Source organism: Caulobacter sp. FWC2 (genome assembly GCF_002742625.1).
In the GTDB taxonomy this organism is placed as follows: domain Bacteria; phylum Pseudomonadota; class Alphaproteobacteria; order Caulobacterales; family Caulobacteraceae; genus Caulobacter.
This window is the reverse complement of the sequence record NZ_PEBF01000001.1, coordinates 2092151-2109850: the sequence shown is the minus strand read 5'-3', so window position 1 is coordinate 2109850 and position 17700 is coordinate 2092151. Positions and strand designations below refer to the sequence as shown.

General features: G+C 68.0%; 22 protein-coding genes. 6 read left to right on the top strand and 16 right to left on the bottom strand.

Annotation, left to right across the window (positions count from 1 at the left end):
* Window positions 1-36 precede the first annotated feature (36 nt).
* From CSW62_RS10115 to CSW62_RS10070, 10 genes are all read right to left on the bottom strand, one after another.
* Window positions 37-417: a hypothetical protein gene (locus tag CSW62_RS10115; protein ID WP_199170562.1), complete on the bottom strand. Its 381-nt coding sequence runs from the start codon at window positions 415-417 to the stop codon at window positions 37-39.
* Complete coding sequence (locus CSW62_RS10110; protein ID WP_099582237.1) at window positions 410-997, bottom strand: RNA polymerase sigma factor; 588 nt, start codon at window positions 995-997, stop codon at window positions 410-412. The genes CSW62_RS10115 and CSW62_RS10110 overlap by 8 nt, the downstream gene beginning before the upstream one ends.
* Window positions 998-1030: 33 nt before the next feature.
* Window positions 1031-1417 (bottom strand): DUF6249 domain-containing protein, encoded by a 387-nt coding sequence (locus tag CSW62_RS10105; protein ID WP_099577404.1) that lies wholly within the window; start codon window positions 1415-1417, stop codon window positions 1031-1033.
* Between the two features lie 118 nt (window positions 1418-1535).
* Window positions 1536-1844, bottom strand: coding sequence for a hypothetical protein (locus CSW62_RS10100; protein WP_099577402.1), 309 nt, complete (start codon window positions 1842-1844; stop codon window positions 1536-1538).
* A complete protein-coding gene (locus CSW62_RS10095) occupies window positions 1841-2356 on the bottom strand; it encodes an RNA polymerase sigma factor (protein WP_099577400.1) in 516 nt (171 codons plus the stop codon). Before CSW62_RS10095 ends, CSW62_RS10100 begins: the two co-directional genes overlap by 4 nt.
* Complete coding sequence (locus CSW62_RS10090; protein ID WP_099577398.1) at window positions 2356-2769, bottom strand: hypothetical protein; 414 nt, start codon at window positions 2767-2769, stop codon at window positions 2356-2358. The genes CSW62_RS10095 and CSW62_RS10090 overlap by 1 nt, the downstream gene beginning before the upstream one ends.
* Before the next feature lie 9 nt (window positions 2770-2778).
* Window positions 2779-2958: a hypothetical protein gene (locus CSW62_RS10085; RefSeq protein WP_143324366.1), complete on the bottom strand. Its 180-nt coding sequence runs from the start codon at window positions 2956-2958 to the stop codon at window positions 2779-2781.
* A gap of 45 nt (window positions 2959-3003) precedes the next feature.
* Window positions 3004-3669 carry an HAD family hydrolase gene (locus tag CSW62_RS10080; protein WP_099577395.1) on the bottom strand — a complete coding sequence of 222 codons (666 nt, stop codon included), beginning with the start codon at window positions 3667-3669 and terminating at the stop codon, window positions 3004-3006.
* 127 nt (window positions 3670-3796) lie between these two features.
* Window positions 3797-4144, bottom strand: coding sequence for an ArsC family reductase (locus CSW62_RS10075; protein ID WP_099577393.1), 348 nt, complete (start codon window positions 4142-4144; stop codon window positions 3797-3799).
* Between the two features lie 32 nt (window positions 4145-4176).
* Window positions 4177-4758 (bottom strand): 2'-5' RNA ligase family protein, encoded by a 582-nt coding sequence (locus tag CSW62_RS10070; RefSeq protein ID WP_099577391.1) that lies wholly within the window; start codon window positions 4756-4758, stop codon window positions 4177-4179.
* Window positions 4759-4898: 140 nt separating this feature from the next.
* Between CSW62_RS10070 and CSW62_RS10065 the strand changes: the two genes are divergently transcribed.
* From CSW62_RS10065 to CSW62_RS10050, 4 genes are read left to right on the top strand one after another with little or no spacing between them, the layout of a single operon-like run.
* Entirely contained in the window at window positions 4899-5282 is a 384-nt protein-coding gene (locus CSW62_RS10065; protein WP_099577389.1) for a BlaI/MecI/CopY family transcriptional regulator, read from the top strand.
* Window positions 5272-6747 carry a M56 family metallopeptidase gene (locus tag CSW62_RS10060; protein ID WP_099577387.1) on the top strand — a complete coding sequence of 492 codons (1476 nt, stop codon included), beginning with the start codon at window positions 5272-5274 and terminating at the stop codon, window positions 6745-6747. Before CSW62_RS10065 ends, CSW62_RS10060 begins: the two co-directional genes overlap by 11 nt.
* A 46-nt stretch (window positions 6748-6793) precedes the next feature.
* Window positions 6794-8317 carry an FAD-dependent oxidoreductase gene (locus CSW62_RS10055; RefSeq protein WP_099577385.1) on the top strand — a complete coding sequence of 508 codons (1524 nt, stop codon included), beginning with the start codon at window positions 6794-6796 and terminating at the stop codon, window positions 8315-8317.
* Window positions 8314-8643 (top strand): hypothetical protein, encoded by a 330-nt coding sequence (locus tag CSW62_RS10050; protein WP_099577383.1) that lies wholly within the window; start codon window positions 8314-8316, stop codon window positions 8641-8643. Before CSW62_RS10055 ends, CSW62_RS10050 begins: the two co-directional genes overlap by 4 nt.
* On the opposite strand, the gene CSW62_RS10045 is transcribed toward CSW62_RS10050, so the two are convergent.
* The 4 genes from CSW62_RS10045 to CSW62_RS10030 form a co-directional block, all read right to left on the bottom strand.
* Window positions 8640-9089, bottom strand: coding sequence for a DUF2147 domain-containing protein (locus CSW62_RS10045; RefSeq protein WP_233206653.1), 450 nt, complete (start codon window positions 9087-9089; stop codon window positions 8640-8642). The two genes, CSW62_RS10050 and CSW62_RS10045, sit on opposite strands and share 4 nt — an antisense overlap.
* Window positions 9090-9214: 125 nt before the next feature.
* On the bottom strand, window positions 9215-10660 hold the full coding sequence (locus CSW62_RS10040; RefSeq protein ID WP_099577379.1) for an efflux transporter outer membrane subunit: 1446 nt from the start codon (window positions 10658-10660) through the stop codon (window positions 9215-9217).
* Window positions 10644-12182 (bottom strand): DHA2 family efflux MFS transporter permease subunit, encoded by a 1539-nt coding sequence (locus CSW62_RS10035; RefSeq protein ID WP_099577377.1) that lies wholly within the window; start codon window positions 12180-12182, stop codon window positions 10644-10646. The genes CSW62_RS10040 and CSW62_RS10035 overlap by 17 nt, the downstream gene beginning before the upstream one ends.
* Window positions 12179-13261 carry an HlyD family secretion protein gene (locus tag CSW62_RS10030; RefSeq protein WP_099582235.1) on the bottom strand — a complete coding sequence of 361 codons (1083 nt, stop codon included), beginning with the start codon at window positions 13259-13261 and terminating at the stop codon, window positions 12179-12181. The genes CSW62_RS10035 and CSW62_RS10030 overlap by 4 nt, the downstream gene beginning before the upstream one ends.
* Window positions 13262-13382: 121 nt before the next feature.
* Between CSW62_RS10030 and CSW62_RS10025 the strand changes: the two genes are divergently transcribed.
* Window positions 13383-14330 (top strand): LysR family transcriptional regulator, encoded by a 948-nt coding sequence (locus tag CSW62_RS10025; protein ID WP_099577375.1) that lies wholly within the window; start codon window positions 13383-13385, stop codon window positions 14328-14330.
* A 9-nt stretch (window positions 14331-14339) separates the two neighbouring features.
* Here the strand turns inward: CSW62_RS10025 and ilvD are convergent, their stop codons facing one another.
* Entirely contained in the window at window positions 14340-16187 is a 1848-nt protein-coding gene (gene ilvD / locus CSW62_RS10020) for a dihydroxy-acid dehydratase (protein WP_099577373.1), read from the bottom strand.
* A 95-nt stretch (window positions 16188-16282) separates the two neighbouring features.
* Between ilvD and CSW62_RS10015 the strand changes: the two genes are divergently transcribed.
* A complete protein-coding gene (locus CSW62_RS10015) occupies window positions 16283-17179 on the top strand; it encodes a LysR family transcriptional regulator (RefSeq protein WP_099577371.1) in 897 nt (298 codons plus the stop codon).
* 56 nt (window positions 17180-17235) lie between these two features.
* On the opposite strand, the gene CSW62_RS10010 is transcribed toward CSW62_RS10015, so the two are convergent.
* Complete coding sequence (locus CSW62_RS10010; protein WP_099577368.1) at window positions 17236-17700, bottom strand: DUF1348 family protein; 465 nt, start codon at window positions 17698-17700, stop codon at window positions 17236-17238.

Sequence of the window (17700 nt, the reverse complement as noted above, 5' to 3'; positions counted from 1 at the left end):
GCACGGCGCGGCGCGTCCGACCTTGGCCCCGCCGCGTCAGAAGTCCTCCACCGCGCGCGTCACGAAGAACGCCAGCGCCACCACCGCCAGGCCCGCCGCCAGCCAGACCGCCTCGGCGCTGGACGGAGTCGTCAGCACGGCGTTGAACTTGGCCACGCCAGCGCTGATCTCGTTTTCCAGCGTGTGGCTGCCGTTCTTCGACAGCTGCGCGACTTCACTGGAGAAGCGGGTCGACAATATCTGGAAGGCCGCGACCAGCCCCGCCGCGCCCCCCGCCACGGCAATGAAGAGTCGCCGCATCGCCCAGCCACGGTCGAGCTTGGCCGCGACCTCGGCATTGAACAGGGCCGCGTCGGGGAACGACGGCGGCTCAGCGAACATGCGGCTCAGCTGGGCTTCGAAATCGGGTTCAGCCATGAGCTTCCCTCCTCGCGCCTTTCTCAGGTTGGTCTTCTGGCCGGGCGAGTTTCGCCCGGAGTTTATCCAAACCACGTTTGACATGGGATTTGACCGTGCCGATCGGGATATTCAAGGCCTCGGCCGCCTCGGCGTGGGACCAGTCGGCGCCGTAGCACAGGGAAACGCACAGGCGCTCACCGCGTGACAGCGACTTCAGGGCCTCGTCGAGGTCGATGCGGCTGGCCGCGTCCTTCGACGCGTCGCGCACCATGACATCCTCGACCGGCTCGATGGTGTCCGAGAAGATCAGACGCGCCTCGCGCTTGACCTTCTTCAGATAGAGCCGCGCGGCGATCTTCCTGATCCAGGCCCCGAAGGTCCCTTCCCCGCGAAACTCGGCCGCCTGTTCAAAACCGGTCATGAAGGCGTCCTGGGCCAGGTCGTCGGCGGTGGCCGAGTCGGCGCCCATGCGTCTCAGGAGACCCCGGACAACCGAGCCGTGCCTGCGCACCAGCTCCCCGTAAGCCCGGCGATCGCCCGCCGCTGCTTGCGCGGCGAGCTCGACGTCGTGACCAGTTGGCGGGCGTTCCGTGCCCATTGGATCATGCCCCTCCCAAGGCTCGCGAGCCGCCTAGACCCGCTCTTCCTTGTTCGGATTGAAGAAGCTGAGGACGATGAAGGCCACGCCGATCACGACCGGGATGCAGGCGAAGCCGAAACCGTCAAAGTCGTTGCCGCCATGGATGAAGTCGCCGAAGTAGGTGGCGCCGGCGATGCCGATGCCGACGGCCAACCAGATCACACCGGTGCGCAGATCGCGCAGGCGGGTCGGCGGCGTCTTCACGCTGCGGCTCATGGCCTCGATCACCTCGGGCGGGACCGGCTGACCCTTCTCGATGGCCACGCGCAGGGTGCGCTGCATTTCACGACGCTCGCGGCTCCTGAAGTAGAACGGCAGCACCACGATGGCGACGATCATGGCGAAGGCGCCGATCGGAACGATGATTTCAGGACCCATTTTAAATCCTCCAACGAGTTGTTTGGACGACGCCCCCGCGCCGCCTTCACTAGTAAGAGGCGTTCACGGTCCAGATTGGAGGCGCCCGCCGGGATGAAACTTTCGTAAGGCCAGAAAACTAGCCGATCGCGAGGCCCAGACGACGCCATACCGAAGAGCCGCCGACCATCAAGAGCGCAGCGACGAAAGTCCCCAAGGCCGCGACAGGCGCCAGCCCCGGCGCAATGATCTCCACCGCTTTCGTCAAAATCGGCGCGCACGCCCACATCACCAGAGCGATGACCGCCGCCCCGGCGGCGCTCGCCGTCAGGCGGTCCACGAAAACCTGGCGCTCGATCCGCTTCATCACCTCGGCGGTGAAGACGTCGGCGCGGCTCTGTTTGGGTTCTTCGCCCAGGAACGCCGAGAGTTGATCGTCCAGGTTCATTGGGAACCTCCAAGAACAGACAGCAGCCGCTCGCGGCCACGGGTAACATGCGATTTCACGGTGCCGAGGGGAAGCCCGAGCGCATCGGAGACCTCGGCGTGGGACCAGCCTTGGCCCAGGCATAGGGTGACGCAGGCGCGCTGGTCTTCCGGCAGGGTCGCGAGGGCTTTTTCGAGGGCCATACGGTCCTCGGCCCCGACCTCGGCGGCCGCCTCCAGCTCCTGCTCTCCCCGCCAGGCCTCGTCGCGGGCGGCGGCGCGCTGGGCGCCCCGTCGCTGCGACAGGGCTTTCTTCCAGGCCACGCCGTAGAGCCAGGCCCGGAAGCCCTCGTCCTCACGCAGCCTGGGCAAGCCCGCCCAAGCCGCCACGAAGGCCTCCTGGGCGATGTCGTCTGCCTCGGTCCAGCCGCTCTTGCGAAGAAAACCTCGCAGAGGCTTCTCGTGGATCGCCACCAGCCGGGCGAAGGCCGCCTGGGAGCCCGCGCGCGCCTGCCTGACGAGCGCGGCGTCCATCAGATCGTCGGGCCGTTTCGGTCGAGCAGCACCTGAACCAGGGTCGCCACGCAAAGGGCTCCGAGAACGAAGGCCACGATCGTGAAAGCCTCACCCGAGCCATAGAGGTCGGTGGCCGCCGAGACCGCGAACCCCGCGCTCAACAGACCGAACAGCACCACCTGATACCAGCTGCGTTCGCGCCGGCGACGATAGCGGGGTCGATGATCATCCAGGCTTTCGTCGGGCCAGCGCCGCTCGAGCTTGCTCAGCAGCTCGGCTGGGGGATCGCGGCCGGCGGCGGCGTAGGTCTTGATCAGGTCCAGCGTTTCGCGATTGGCCTGGTAGGACAGCCAGCTGCGCCACGCTCCAACCATGAAAGCGCTGATCGGGAAGATCAGCCACCAGAACTGACGGAAAAGGTCTTCGAACATTTCGCGTCCTCAGCGTTGCAGCTGCGCCAGCAGCGCGGCCGGCGGCTCTTGGCCCTTGGCGGCCAGGTCTCGCAGGGCCTCCACAACTTCACGGCGGGCGCGGTAGTCCATCCACGACCGGAAGGCGCCCAGCGCCATGGCGCCGATCGGGAACATCAGCCACCAGAAGTCAGAGAACAGGTCGGCCACGGTCAGCTCCTTCGATCAGGGCGCGATCATTCGCGCTTTCGAAGGTTAGTCGCCGCCGACCGCCGGGCTGGATGCAGAGACGTACGAAATAATTTCCGACATCGTGGCGAACGACACCGTCGGCTGGTGCTGGGCCAGGATCGAGGGCTTGGCGTAGCCCCAGCCGACCGCGCCGCAGTCCAGGCCCACCGCGCGGGCGGCCTCGATGTCGCGGGTTTCGTCGCCGATGCAGATGACCTTGTCGCGGCTGACGCCTCGGGCCGTGACCTGCTTGAACTTGCGGGCCTTGCCGAACAGCGACGCCCCGCAGGCATAGAGACTGATCAGGTCGCCCAGCTCTTCGCCTAGCACGCGACGGATCACCGCCTCGCTGTTGGAGCTGACCACCGCGATCTTCACGCCGGCCGCGTGCAGGGCGCGCAGCATGCGGGCGGTCTCGGGGAACAGCGGAATGGTGTGGGCGTCAGCGGCCATCAACTTCTTGCCGGCGCGGGCGATCAGCGGCAGCTTCCAGGGCGAGACGCCGAGATAGCGGATGACCTCTCGGGTGCTGCGGCCACGCAGCATCTCGATCTCTTCGTTGGTGACGGTCTTGAAGCCGTACCGGCGCGCCATCGGATTGACAGCCCGCATCATCCACGCCGCGCTGTCGGCCAGCGTGCCGTCGAAATCGAAGATGACCAGCTCGTATCGCGAGACAGCGTCCCCCACGCTTCAAAAACCCCCTAATGGCTCGCCACGACGCGAGACCTTCCGTCCAGTGATAGACTGATCCCCTGGAAATTGTCGTCTTAAACTTCTCTCACAGCGCGAGGGAAGGCCTGGACGGGTTCGCGGACTAGCCGATTGCGGCTTCGTAGATCTCGGGCTTGAAGCCGACCAGCCGGCGGTCGCCCAGGTCCAGCACTGGGCGCTTGATCATCGACGGCTGGGCCAGCATCAGGGCGATGGCCTTGTCGGCGTTCAGGTCCTGGCGATCGGCCTCGTCCAGCTTGCGGAAGGTCGTGCCCGCGCGGTTCAGGATCGTCTCCCAGCCGTGTTCCTGGACCCAGCCTTCCAGCGTCGCGCGATCGATCCCGACCGCCTTGTAGTCGTGGAAGTCATAGGCCTGGCCGCGCGCTTCCAGCCACTTGCGCGCCTTGGCGACCGTGTCGCAGTTCTTGATGCCATACATGGTAGGGGTCATGGCCGGGTCTCCGGGAGCGAATCTCCCCGATCCTAGCCGGTCAGATCCCAGGCCTGGAGCACGATGTGCTGGGTCTGGCCCAGCTTGCTCTGCACCAGCACGAAGCGATCCACCGTCCAGCGGATCGGGGCGATGGCCTGGGCCGGGATCACCTGGCCGTCGTAGAGCAGCGTGATGTGTGGGGTGAAGCCGCTGTCGGGCTTCAGCTTTACCCAAGCCATCGCCTCGCCAAGCGCCTTCTGGAACGCGATCAGGTCTTGCACGCCCTCCCCGCCCTGCAGCGTGAAGGGGCTGTTCCCCGGCCGGTTGGCGAAGCTGACGGCCTGATCGAACGTGACCTCGAACGGCGCGGCCTTCAGCGCCGCCCCGGCGTCCTTGCCTTTGGCCACGATGTCATTGGGCAGACCCACATAGTCGCCCAGGTGATGCAGGGTGATGTGGAAGCGGTCCGTCAGCAACGGCTGACCGCGCAGACCCAGGGCCTCTTTCAGCCGGCGCGCCTCGGCGGCGATCCGTTCCGCCGTGGCGGCATCCGGATACAGCAGGAACATCAGCCGGTCGGTCGGCGTCGGCGGGTCGAAGCCCGGCAGGCCCATCTGCAATGTCTCGGCCATCCGGCGCCTCCTGTCTCGCCGCCAGGGTTAAGCCGCTTCGGGTTCGCGTCCAACCGCCCGCGACACCCCGGGCATTACAATTCGTTTACATGCGTAATCGTTGGCTTGACGCGATCATTTACGTGCGTAATCGTTAGAGCATGGATACGAACCCGCAACGCATCAGCGCCGCCGAGAGCGAAGTCATGAAAGTGCTCTGGGCCGACAGCCCAAAGCCCGCCGAGGACGTGCTGGCCATCCTGGCCAAGGACCACGGCTGGGCCGAGGGCACGGTGAAGACCCTGCTGAACCGCCTTTTGAAGAAGGGCGCGATCGCCGCCGACAAGGATGGCCGTCGTTTCCTTTACCGCCCGCTGGTCGGTCGCGAGGACTATGTGGACTCCGAGAGCCAGGGCCTGCTGGACCGCTTGTTCGACGGCCGCCTGGCGCCCTTGGTCAGCCACTTCTCCAAGCGCGAGAAGCTGAACCCCGAAGACATCGCCGAACTGCGCCGCCTGCTGGACAGGATCGACGATGACCAGTGACCTTATCCTCTTCATGGCCAAGGCCAATCTCGCCCTGGCGGCGGCGGTCGTGCTGGTGCTGGTCCTTCGCAAGCCGGTCCGCGCCGCCTTCGGGGCCCGTAGCGCCTATGCCCTGTGGCTGATCGTACCGCTGTCGATCCTGGCCCTGCTGATCCCGGCCCGCACCATCACCCTGCCCGCGCCCGTCAGCGCCGAGCCGGTTGCTTCAGTCATCGGGACCCAGGCACCCTTATCCACCAAGGCCGCGCCTTCGCCGATCCCCGCACCAAGGCAGGTCAGCGCTATCCCGATCGCCGAGATCGTGTTGGGCCTGTGGGCCTTCGTCGCCTTCGCCGGCCTGATCGTCCAGGCCGAGCGCCAGCGCCGCTTCGTCCGGTCGCTGGGCCGGCTCAGCGTCACCGACGACGCCCGCCTGCTGCTGGCGGAGCGTCCGGGCGTCGGCCCGGCCGTGATTGGGGCCCTGGCGCCCTGCGTGGTGCTGCCCGCCGACTTCGCCGAGCGCTTCACGTCCGAGGAGCAGGCGCTGATCATCGCCCACGAGCGCAACCACCTGGCCGTCGGCGACGCCCAGATCAACGCCGTGGTCACCGGCCTGCGGTGCCTGTTCTGGTTCAATCCCTTCGTCCATCTGGGCGCGGCCGTGCTGCGGATCGATCAGGAGATCGCCTGTGACGCCGCCGTCCTGGCCCATCACCCCAAGACCCGCCGCGCCTATGGCGAAGCCATGCTGAAGACCCAGCTGGCCGCCTTCGCCCCGCCGATGGGCTGTCATTGGCCCGCCTCGGCCAACAACCAACTGAAGGAGCGCTTCACCTTGCTTACCCGTCACCATGCCCAACGGAGCCGCCACCTGGCCGGCGCGGCCGCCGTCGCGGTCCTCAGCCTCTCTGCCGGCGTCGCCGCCTGGGCCGCCCAGCCGGCCCAAGTCGTCCAGCGGAGCCCCGACCAAGCCAAGTCAGCCGTCGCCCGTCACCTGGGCCAACCGCTGTTCGAGGCCGTGCGCGCCAAGGACATCGCCGCCGTGCGCGAACTGATCGCCCTTGGGGCCGATGTGAACACGGTGGTGGTCGGCGACGGCTCGCCGCTGATCGAGGCCGCCCGTCGCGGCCGGATGGACATCGTCCAGGCCCTGCTGACCGCCGGCGCCGATCCTAACCTGGCCGTGCGCGGCGACGGCGCCCCGCTGATCCAGGCCTCGCTGTCCGGCCACCTCGACATCGTCCAGGCCCTGGTGGCGCGCGGCGCCAATGTCGAGATCTTCGTCCCCGGCGACGAGACCCCGCTGATCAACGCGGCCCAGGCCGGCAGCCTGCCCATCGTTACCTACCTGGTCGAGCACGGCGCCGACGTGAACCGCGCGGTCGAGGCCAATGAAGGCGAGATGCGCTCGCCGCTCGGCCAGGCCCGCAAGAACGGCCACGGCGCCGTCGTGAACTACCTGAAGACCCGGGGCGCGCGGTCCTAAGGGACCCGCCCCGCACTTTCCCCAATAATCAGCGAGTTTTTCAACGATGGCGATCATCGACGCCCGAACCTTGCCTGACGCCAGCCGGATCGAAGCCGATCTCGTGATCATCGGCGGCGGCCTGGCCGGCATCACCTTGGCCAAGGAGCTGGCCGGCGGCCCGCTGAAGGTCGCGATCCTGGAGAGCGGCGGCCTGGAAATCGACATGGAGAACCAGGCCCTCTACGCCGGCTCCGGCGTCCAGACGGCGCCCGGCAATCCCGACCGGCCGTTCGACAACTATCCGGCACAGTCCCGCATCAGGGCTCTGGGCGGCTCGGGCCACGTCTGGGGCGGCAAGTGCGGACCTCTGGATCCCGCCGACTTCGCCGAGCGGTCCTGGATCCCCTACAGCGGCTGGCCGGTCACCCGCCCGCAGATGCAGGCCTATTACGACCGGGCCTGCGACCTGCTGGAGATCCCACGCTTCCCGCTGGAGATGCCAAGGCCCGCCGAGCCAGACCGCCAGCCCCTGGCGCTGGACCCTGCCGACGGCTTCTTCCCGGCGCCGCGCGTGTTCTCGAAGTTCTCCGGCGGCGGCGACAAGGCGGCCTTCGACGCCTGGCGCACGAAGTTCGCCGAGGCCCCAAACATCACGGTCTATCTGTACGCCAATGTCGTGAAAATCCGCCGCCAAGGCGCTGAAATCGTTGGGCTGGATGTCGCCTGCCTCAAAGGCTCGCGCCACACCGCCAAGGCCAAGCGCTACGTGCTGGCGACAGGCGGCATCGAGAACGTCCGCCTGTTGCTGGCCTCCGACGACCTGGGCAACGGCCACGACCTGGTCGGGCGGTTCTTCCAGGGCCACGTGACCTATTCGAACGACGGCGACGCCGAGACCGAAGGCTCGGCCGTGGCCGTCACCCGCGCGGCGCCGATGGAGCTCTACGCGCCCGCCAAGCGCCTGGCGGCCCATTGCGTGATCGGCTCGGGCCTGAAGGCCCAGGCGCGGATGAAGACCGGCAACTTCACCGCCACCCTCTACAAGTCCACGCCTTCGGGGACCGAGACCAAGGTCGGCGCCGACACACAAACGATCCGCCGGACCAGCGGCCGCGTCGCCGGCCAGGACGAAGCCCAGTTGCTGGGCTATTTCGCCATGACCGAGCACTTCCCCAATCCCGACAGCCGCGTGACCCTGGATCCGGAACACAAGGACCCGCTGGGCATGCCGCGCGTGCGCCTGACGTGGGCCTATGGCGAGAAGGACTATGCCGACCTGGAGCGGTCGGTGGCGGGTCTTGCCGACGCGCTCGGCGCCGCCGGCCAGGGCCGGCTGTGCTGGTCGATCCCGCGCGACAAGCTGCTGGCGACGTCCAGCGCCTCGCGCCACCACATGGGGACGACGCGGATGCACGACGATCCGAAGAAGGGGGTCGTCGACGCCGACCTGCGCCTGCACGAGGCCAGGAACCTCTATGTCGCCGGCAGTTCGGTGTTCCCGACGTCGGGCATCGTCAATCCGACCCTGACCATCCTGGCGCTATGCATGCGCCTGGCCGACCACCTGAAGAGCGAGACCGCACAATGACCAGCCGCCGCGATCTCCTGGCCGCCCTGGTGGCGCTGGCCGCCACGCCAGCCCTGGCCCGCGCTGCGACACCCGACGCCTTCGCCGGCCTCGACGCAGGAGCCGTCCAGCGGATCGGCAAGGCGTGGCGCGAGCTGCATCCGAACGTCACTGCGGCCGTGCTGGCCAGGCGCCTGTTCCCGGTCGGACGCGGTCTCGCCGCCCTTCCCCGGCTGCGGGATCAAGCCGCGACCGACTTCCGAAAAGGATCGGTCTTCGCCTATCGCGGCTGGCGACTGTCGGACACCGAAGGCGCGCTGCTGGCCCTGCTGTCGTTCGAGACCTAGGACGCCTTCGCCGTGCCCGCTGTCGCGGTGTCGACCCGGGTCCAGGTCTGCGACTTGCAGAGGATGTTGGGCAGCAGGCAGCCCTTGGCCTTCAGCGAGGCGCGGTCCAACAGCTTGACCTGGCCCGAGAAGGTCATGTCCAGGTCGGGCACATAGACGCGACCCTTCCACTCGTTGGGATCGGAAACGGCGAAGTCGCGCAGCAACTGCATGCCGACCAGGTCCTGGTTCTTTTTCTTCCTGACGTCTTCGCGCGCGTCGGCATTGGCCCAGACGACGACGCCGCAGGTGCGGGTGTCGCACGGCTTGATCTCGATATGGACGCTGCCCTTGGGGTTGCGCCACACGCCGTAGATGTCGCCCGCCCGCGGCGCGGCTCCGGTCTGAGCCGTGGCGGCTCCCGCACCGGCCCACAGCGCCAGCGCTACAACCAGTCCACGCGTCATGTTTCGGCTCATCACGGCTATTCTCTCATCGGCTGCGCCAGCGGGCTCGCCCCTCGGGGCGCGCGAAACTAGCCGCTCGGAAAGACGAGGTGAAGCCGTCAGAATTGAGGCGTCCCCTTATTCGGTCAGCCGGTGCGCCAATCGGCCCCGGTCGCGGCGAACAGGCGGATGGCGTCGACCAGGCGTTGGCCTTTCGCGCGGGCCTGGGCCGAGCGGGTGGCGTTGAGGGTGCGCTGGGCGTCGACCACCTCCAGCAGCGTGCCGCCGCCCTTGTCGAACGCGACCCGGGCCAGGCGCAGGCGTTCGGTCGCCTGCTGCTCGGTGCGGGCGTGCGCGGCGAGCGCCGCCTCGTCGGACGATAGGGCCGACAGCGTGTCGGCGACCTGGCCGAAGGCGGTCAGCACGGTCTGCTGGTAGCGGGCGCTGGCGGCGCGGGCGGCCTCGCGGGCCTGCTGGCGACGGGCCTTCAGGGCGCCCCCGTCGAAGATCGGGGCGGTCAGGCCAGCGCCCAGGTCCCAGCCGCTGGCGTCGTAAGAGAAGATATCCCCCGGCTTCAGCGCGCCCTGGGTCAGCGAGGCGGTCAGCTTCAGGTTCGGATAGAGGTCGGCCGTCGTCACGCCGATATCGGCGGTGGCGGCGTGCAGCTCAGCCTCGGCGGCCAGGATATCCGGCCGCTTGCGGACCAGTTGCGACGGCAGGGTGACCGGCACGGGCGCGCTCAGGGCCATCGTCGACAGATCGAAGGCCGGCGCGCTCCAGTCGGCCGGGGCCTTGCCGACCAGCACGGCCAGGGCGTGACGGGCGGCGGCGAGTTCGCCTTGCAGAGCCGGCAACTGGGCGCGGTCCTCTTCCAGCTGGCTGGCGGCCGAGACCTTGGCCAGGCTGGTCGACCCGCCCAAGGCGTTGGCCTTGTGGATCAGCTCGATATTGGCCTGGTCGTCGGCGATCATCCGCTCGACGCTGGCGATCTGGGCTCGCAGCGTGGCGATGGTCGCGGCTTGCAGGGCGACATTGGCGGTCAGGCTGAGATAGGCCGCCTCGGCGCGGCGACCTTCGGCCTCGGCGCGACCGGTCGCGCTCTCGATGCGGCGCCTGTTCCCGCCCCAGAGGTCGAGGTCGTAGCTGACCGCCCCGCCGACCGAATAGAGGCTGAAGGTCGGGTTGCTGAGCTTGATGTCGCCAAAGCCCGTGAAGCCGAACGCCTGCAGGTTGGCGCGTTCACGGGCGACGCCAGCGTTGCCGGTGACCTGAGGCCCCGCCACGCCGCGCGCCTGCGCCAACGCCGATTGCGATTGCGCCAGGGTGGCGTCGGCCTCGGCCAGGGTGGGACTGTCCTTCAGCGCCTGGCGGATGACGGCGTCCAGCTCGGGCGAGTTCAGGGCTGTCCACCACGGACCGGCGTTGGCGGCCTCGGCCTCGAGGCGCGCGGCGGCGGGGGCCGTCTCGCCCGCGCCCAGGGTCGAAGTGGTCTCGGGGGCGTCGGGCGCCTTGAAGTCCGGGCCGACCGTCGTGCAGGCGGTCAGGCTGGAAGCGGCCAGCAGGGCCGCGATGAGCTTAGTGGTCGGAGACATTGGCGGCCTTCGCCCCGGGCTTCGGGGTACGCATGAGAAGGATGAGCGGCGCGCAGGCGATGGTGATCACCAGCATCAGCCGGAAGTCGTCGAGATAGGACAGCATCGCCGCCTGCCGACCGATGACGCCGTTGAACGCGGCCATGGCGGCCTCGGTCGAGAACACGTTCGGGGCGTAGGCCTGGTACAGCGGGTTGTCGGGCCGGGCGTGCTCGACCAGCACCGCGTGGTGCTTCTCGATGCCGCTGACGAACAGGGCCTGCATGATCGAGATTCCCGCCGCCGAGCCGATGTTGCGGATCAGGGTGAAGAGACCCGCGCCTTCCGCCCGGTGCTGCGGCATGACCTTGGCGAAGGCGATGGTGCTGAGCGGCACGAAGATCAGGCCCGTGCCGACGCCCGACAGGAAGCCCGAGGTCACGAGCAGGGTCGTGTCCATCTGCAGATTGTAGTGGCTCATCTGCCAGAGCGAGAGCGCGCTGATCGCCAGGCCGATGCTGAGCAGCAGCTTGATGTTCATCCAGCCCATCAGCTGACCCACCGCGAACATGGCGATGAACGAGCCCAGGCCGCGCGGCATGGACACCAGGCCCGTGAAGGCGACCGGATAGCCCAGCAGGGTCTGCATCAGCGGCGGCAGCAGGGCCAGGGTGCTGTAGAGCAGAATGCCGATGAAGAAGCCGAACAGGCAGCAGGTGATGAAGTTGCCGTCGGCCAGCAGCTCACGCGCCACGAACGGCTTCTCGGCCGTGGCCAGTTGCACGCCGAACACCCACAGCGCGATGACGGCGACGATCAGCTCGACCCAGATCTCGCGCGAGCCGAACCAGTCCTGGCTCGGACCTCGGTCCAGCATCAGCTGGAAGGCGCCGATGGCGATGGCCAGAGCCAGGAAGCCCAAGGTGTCGAACTTGCGCTTCTCGCTACTCTTCTTCTCGGACAGGAAGAAGAACACGCCGCAGAAGGCCAGGATGCCGATCGGCAGGTTGATGAAGAACACCCACCGCCAGTCGAGATTGTCGGTCAGCCAACCGCCCAGGCCGGGCCCCAGCAGCGGACCCAGCACCGCGCCGGCGCCCCACACGGCCATGGCCTGGCCGTGGCGCTCGGGCGGATTGATGTCCAGCAGCACGGCCTGGGACAACGGGATCAGCGCGGCTCCAAACAGGCCTTGCAGCAGGCGGAACAGCACGATCTCGACCAGGTTCTGGGCCACGCCGCACAGCATCGAGGCGGCGGTGAAGCCGATGATCGAGACGATCAACACCATCTTGCGGCCCATCCGCTCCGTCAGGAAGCCGGTCAGCGGCGTCATGATCGTCGAGGCCACGATGTAGGAGGTCAACACCCAGGTGATCTGGTCGGTCGAGGCCGAGACGCTGCCCTGGATGTGCGGCAAGGCGACGTTGGCGATCGTGGTGTCCAGCGAGATCATGATCGTCGCCAGCATCACCGAGATGGTGATCGGCGTGCGATTGGCGACGTCGCGGGCGCGCCCTTCCTGGAGCGCCTTGGGAGTCATCCGTGCTTGCCCGAACGAATGTCCACGGTCGCCTTGGCGCTGAGACCAGCGCTGAGATTGCTCGGCGCTGCCTGGTCCAGGGTCAGGCGCACGGGCACACGTTGGACGACCTTGACCCAGTTGCCCGTGGCGTTCTCGGCCGGCAGCAGCGCGAAGCTGGCGCCGGTGCCAGGACTGAAGCTGGCGACATGGGCCTTTAGCGGCTTGTCGTAGGCGTCGACCTTGATCGTCGCCGGCTGGCCGACTCGCATATGGGCCAGTTGGTCTTCCTTGAAGTTGGCCTCGATCCAGGGCTTGCCCGAGATCAGGAAGAACAAAGGCCTGGACGCCTCGACGCGCTGGCCGACCTGCAGTTGCTCGACCTTGGCGATGACGCCGTCGGTCGGGGCGACCACCGCGGCATATGAGCGATCCAGCTTGGCGCGCTCCAGCTTGGCGGACGCCTCCAGCACGCCGGGCTGCTGCTCGGTGGCGAGGTCAGCGCGACCGCCGAGGTCGGCCAGGGCCGTCGCGATCTGCTGCTGGACGACGGCGACCTGACGCTGGGCCTGGTCGGCGGCGTGGCGAGCCTCGTCCGCTTGCGCCTTGGTGGCGACGCCGGCGGCGGCGAGATCGCGCTGGCGAGCGGCCTCGCGCTGGGCATAGCCGGCGGTCTCCTGCACGGCGGCCAGATCGGCCAGGCGTTGGTTATAGACCGCGCGCTTGCCCTGGACGTCGAAGCGAGCCTGGGCCAGGGCGGCCTCGGCCTGTGACACCGCCACCTGGTAGTCGGCCGGGTCGAGGCGGAACAGCACCTGCCCCTTGGCCACACGCTGGTTCTCCTGGACGTCGATCTCGACCACGCGGCCGTCGATGCTGGTGGAAATGCCGGTGCGGCTGGACTGGACGTAGGCGTTGTCGGTGGTCTCGGACTTGCCGCCCGTCAGCACCACGAAAACACCAATGCCCGCGAGCACGACCAGCGGCACGCCAATCATCAGCGGCCAGCGCAGCCGCTGGCCCAGGGTCTTCTCGCGCCGCCTGTTGGCCGCGCCGACCTCGGCCTCGGCAATGGCGTCGTAACCTTCAGCGTCGCTCACGCGCTGCTCCACGTCTCGATAGGTTTTTGGGGAATCGTTGAGGTTCGTTCGGCTCGCGAACCTTGGCCCTCAGATAGGGCTCGGCCTGTCATGAGAGAAATGATATGTCTTCACGACAGCCATGAATGCCATTAATTTCAGAACCGCCGACCTCAACCTCTTCCGGGTGTTCGTCACCCTGCTGGAAGAGAAGAACGCCACGCGCGCCGGCGAGCGCCTGGGCCTCTCGCAATCGGCAGTGAGCCATTCGCTGCGCCGCCTGCGCGAAATGGTCGGCGACGACCTCTTTGTACGCGGCCAGACGGGACTGCGCCCGACGCCGCGCGCGCTGGAGATCGCCGAAACCGCGCGCACCGCCCTGAAGCTGCTGGAGAGCGCCGTCACCAACCATCGGTTCGATCCGGCGGTCGATACGCACACCTTCAACATCGCTGCCGGGACCTATATTTCCTACGTCCTGGGCCCTTTGATCGCCGAGCGGGTGATCGCCAGCGCGCCGAACGTTCAGATCCACTTCCACAACCTCTATGCCGGCATGACCGAGGACCTCGACACTGGTCGCCTCGACATGGTCGTCGGCTGCTTCGAGGCGATCCCGGGACGGTTTTCCTACAGTCCGTTGTTCGAGGAGACCGGCGTGTGGGTGCTGCGCGCCGACCACCCGATGGTCGCGAGCGGCGTCGACTACGACACCCTGGCCCGCCTGCCGCGCCTGGGCGTCTCGGGCGGCGGCAACGACGATCCCGACCGCACCTCGGCCGGGCACCTGGGCCTGCGGCGCGTGACCTCATGGGGCGACACCTACGCCCTGGGCGACAACCCCTATCAGCCGTTCACCGTGCAGGACTCGTTCAGCGCCATGAACATGGTCGGCCGCTCGGACATGACCTGCATCCTGCCCCGGCGCCTGGCCCAGCTGGCCGCCGATCGCGGCAAGGTGTTCATGGTCGAACCGCCGAACGCCCCGCCCCCCATGCCGTTCGGCGCGGTGCTGCGCGCCAGCGACGCGGCGGACTCGCCCAATGGCTGGCTGCTGGACCTCTGCCGGGAAGCAGCGGCCCAGCTCTAGCCTTTGGCTCTACTCGACCTGGCTCACGTCACGCACCGCGCCGCGGGCGGCGTTGGTGGTCATGGCGGCGTAGGCGCGCAAGGCCGGGCTGACCTCGCGCTTGCGGTCCAGGGGCTTCCAGGCCTTGGCGCCCCGAGCCAGCTGAGCCTCGCGGCGCTCGGCGATGACGGCGTCCGACACCTCAAGCGTGATGCCGCGATTGGGGATGTCGATCAGGATCGAGTCGCCGGTCTCGACCAGGGCGATCAAGCCGCCCTCGCCCGCTTCCGGCGAGACGTGGCCGATCGACAGACCCGAGGTGCCGCCCGAGAAGCGACCGTCGGTGATCAGGGCGCAGGCCGCGCCCAGGCCCTTCGATTTCAGATAGGTGGTCGGGTACAGCATCTCCTGCATGCCCGGCCCGCCCTTGGGACCTTCGTAGCGGATGACCACGACCTCGCCGGCCTTGACCTGACCGCCCAGGATGCCGCTGACCGCGGCCTCCTGGCTCTCATAGACGCGGGCCGTCCCCCGGAAAGTCAGGATGGAGTCGTCGACCCCGGCCGTCTTCACGATGCAGCCCTCGGGGGCCAGGTTGCCGAACAGAACAGCCAGGCCGCCGTCCTTCGAGAACGGATGCTCGACCGAGCGGATGACGCCCTTCTCGCGGTCCAGGTCCAGGCTCTCCCAGCGAGCGGCCTGGCTGAAGGCGATCTGGGTCGGCTTGCCGCCCGGCGCGGCGCGGAAGAGCTCGTGGGCGGTCGCGCTGTTGGTGCGGCCGATGTCCCAGCGCGCCAGCGCCTCGGCCATGGTCGTGGCGTGGACGGTCGGCTGGGTCGTGTCGATCAGGCCGCCGCGCTCCAGTTCGCCCAGGATGGCCATGACGCCGCCGGCGCGGTGGACGTCCTCCATGTGCACGTCGGCCTTGGCCGGGGCCACCTTCGAGAGGCACGGCACGCGGCGCGACAGACGGTCGATGTCTTCCATCTTGAAGTCGACCCCGCCTTCCTGGGCGGCCGCCAGCAGGTGCAGCACGGTGTTGGTCGAGCCGCCCATGGCGATGTCCAGGCTCATGGCGTTCTCGAACGCCGCCCGCGTGGCGATGCCGCGCGGCAGCGCCGTGGGATCGTCCTGCTCGTACCAGCGCTGGCAGAGGTCGACGACCAGGCGGCCGGCCTCCTTGAACAGGGCCTCGCGATCGGCGTGAGTGGCCAGGACCGAGCCGTTGCCCGGCAAAGACAGACCCAGGGCCTCGGTCAGGCAGTTCATCGAGTTGGCGGTGAACATCCCCGAGCACGAACCGCAGGTGGGGCAAGCGGCCTTCTCGATCGCGGTGACTTCCTCGTCGGTATACTTGTCGTCGGCGGCCACGACCATAGCGTCGACCAGGTCCAGGGCGCGGATCTCACCCTTCACCCGCACCTTGCCGGCCTCCATCGGGCCGCCGGAGACGAAGACCACCGGGATGTTGAGGCGCATGGCGGCCATCAGCATGCCCGGCGTGATCTTGTCGCAGTTGGAGATGCAGACAATGGCGTCGGCGCAGTGAGCGTTGACCATGTACTCTACGCTGTCGGCGATCAGCTCCCGACTGGGCAGCGAGTACAGCATCCCGCCGTGCCCCATGGCGATGCCGTCGTCGACGGCGATGGTGTTGAACTCCTTGGCCACGCCGCCGGCCGCCTCGATCTCGCGGGCGACCAGCTGGCCCAGGTCCTTCAGGTGCACGTGGCCCGGGACGAACTGGGTGAAGCTGTTGGCCACCGCGATGATCGGCTTGCCGAAGTCCTCGTCCTTCATGCCCGTCGCGCGCCAGAGGCCGCGGGCCCCCGCCATGTTGCGGCCGTGGGTCGAGGTGCGTGAGCGATAGGGAGGCATGGCAAATCTCAATGTCGGCGATGGGGTTATTTAAGGCCGTTTCACCCACTCTCAAAATATATTAGTTCAGCATCATTAGGTCACTGAGAATATCAATGGACGCTCGCCCGCTCCGCCACTTCGTGGCCGTGGCCCAGACCCTCCACTTCGGCCGCGCCGCCGAGCGGCTGGGCATGACCCAGCCGCCACTCAGCCAATCGATCATGAGCCTGGAGCGCGACCTGGGCGCGCCGCTGTTCGAGCGCACCAAACGCAGCGTTCGCCTGACCGCCCTGGGCGAGCAGTGGCTACCGTACGTGCATGAAACTCTGGCGGCGCTGGACGGTCTGCCCGCCCTGGCCCAGCGGATGCGCGATGGTCAGACCGGCTATCTGGCCCTGTCGTTCGTCAGCACGGCCGACTACAGCGTCCTGCCCTCGCTGGTGCGGCGCTACTCCCAGGCCTATCCGGACGTCGAGATCCGCCTGTTCGAGGCCACCAGCGACGTGCAGATCCCGGCCATCGTCAGCGGCGAACGCCATGCCGGCATCATCATCCCGCCCGCCGATCATCCCCTGCCGCCGGCCCTCGCCTATCGCCGGCTGTTGCGCGAGCCTCTGGTCGCCGCCGTGCCCAGCGCCTGGATCGAGGACGGCCGCATCGCCCGCGAGACCGAGCTCTCCAGCGCCGAGGTCCTGGCCTCGCCGCTGATCCTGTTTCCCAAGCACGTGGCCCCGGCCTTCCATGACCTGGTTACCGGCTATTTCGCCTCGCTGGGCGGAACGGCGCGGATCGTCCAGGAGGCGATCCAGATGCAGACCATCATCAGCCTGGTCTCCAGCGGCCTGGGGATCGCCCTCGTGCCGGCCTCGCTGCGCAACCTGGCGCGGGCGGGCGTCCGCTACGTCCCTCTGGCCGGCGCGGCGCCGATGCTGGAGACGGGCCTGGCCTGGCGGCGTGACGATTTCGCCCCCACCCTGGCCAATGTCCTGGCCCTGCTCGACGAAGCCTAGCGAGCGCCGCGGCTCGGGGCTTGGCCCGAGACGGGTTATGATCTGGAAGAGCGCGGTCAGAAGCCGAAGTCGCTCAGGCCGGGATGATCGTCAGGCCGCCGGCCCAGCGGCCAGTGGAACTTGCGGTCAGCCTCGGCGATCGGCTGCTCGTTGATGCTGGCGTGGCGGTTGCGCATCAGGCCGTCGGCGTCGAACTCCCAGTTCTCGTTGCCGTAGGCGCGGAACCAGTTGCCGCTGTCGTCGTGATATTCGTAGGCGTAGCGGACGGCGATGCGATTGCCCTCGAACGCCCAAAGCTCCTTGATCAACCGATAGTCCAGCTCCTTGACCCACTTGCGCTCCAGGAAGGCCTGGGCCTGATCACGGCCGATCAGGAACTCGGCGCGGTTCCGCCAGTGTGTGTCGGTCGTATAGGCCAGGGCGACCTTGGCGGCGTCGCGGCTATTCCAGCCATCCTCGGCCAGGCGGACCTTCTCGATGGCGGTTTCGCGGGTGAACGGGGGCAGCGGCGGACGGGACAT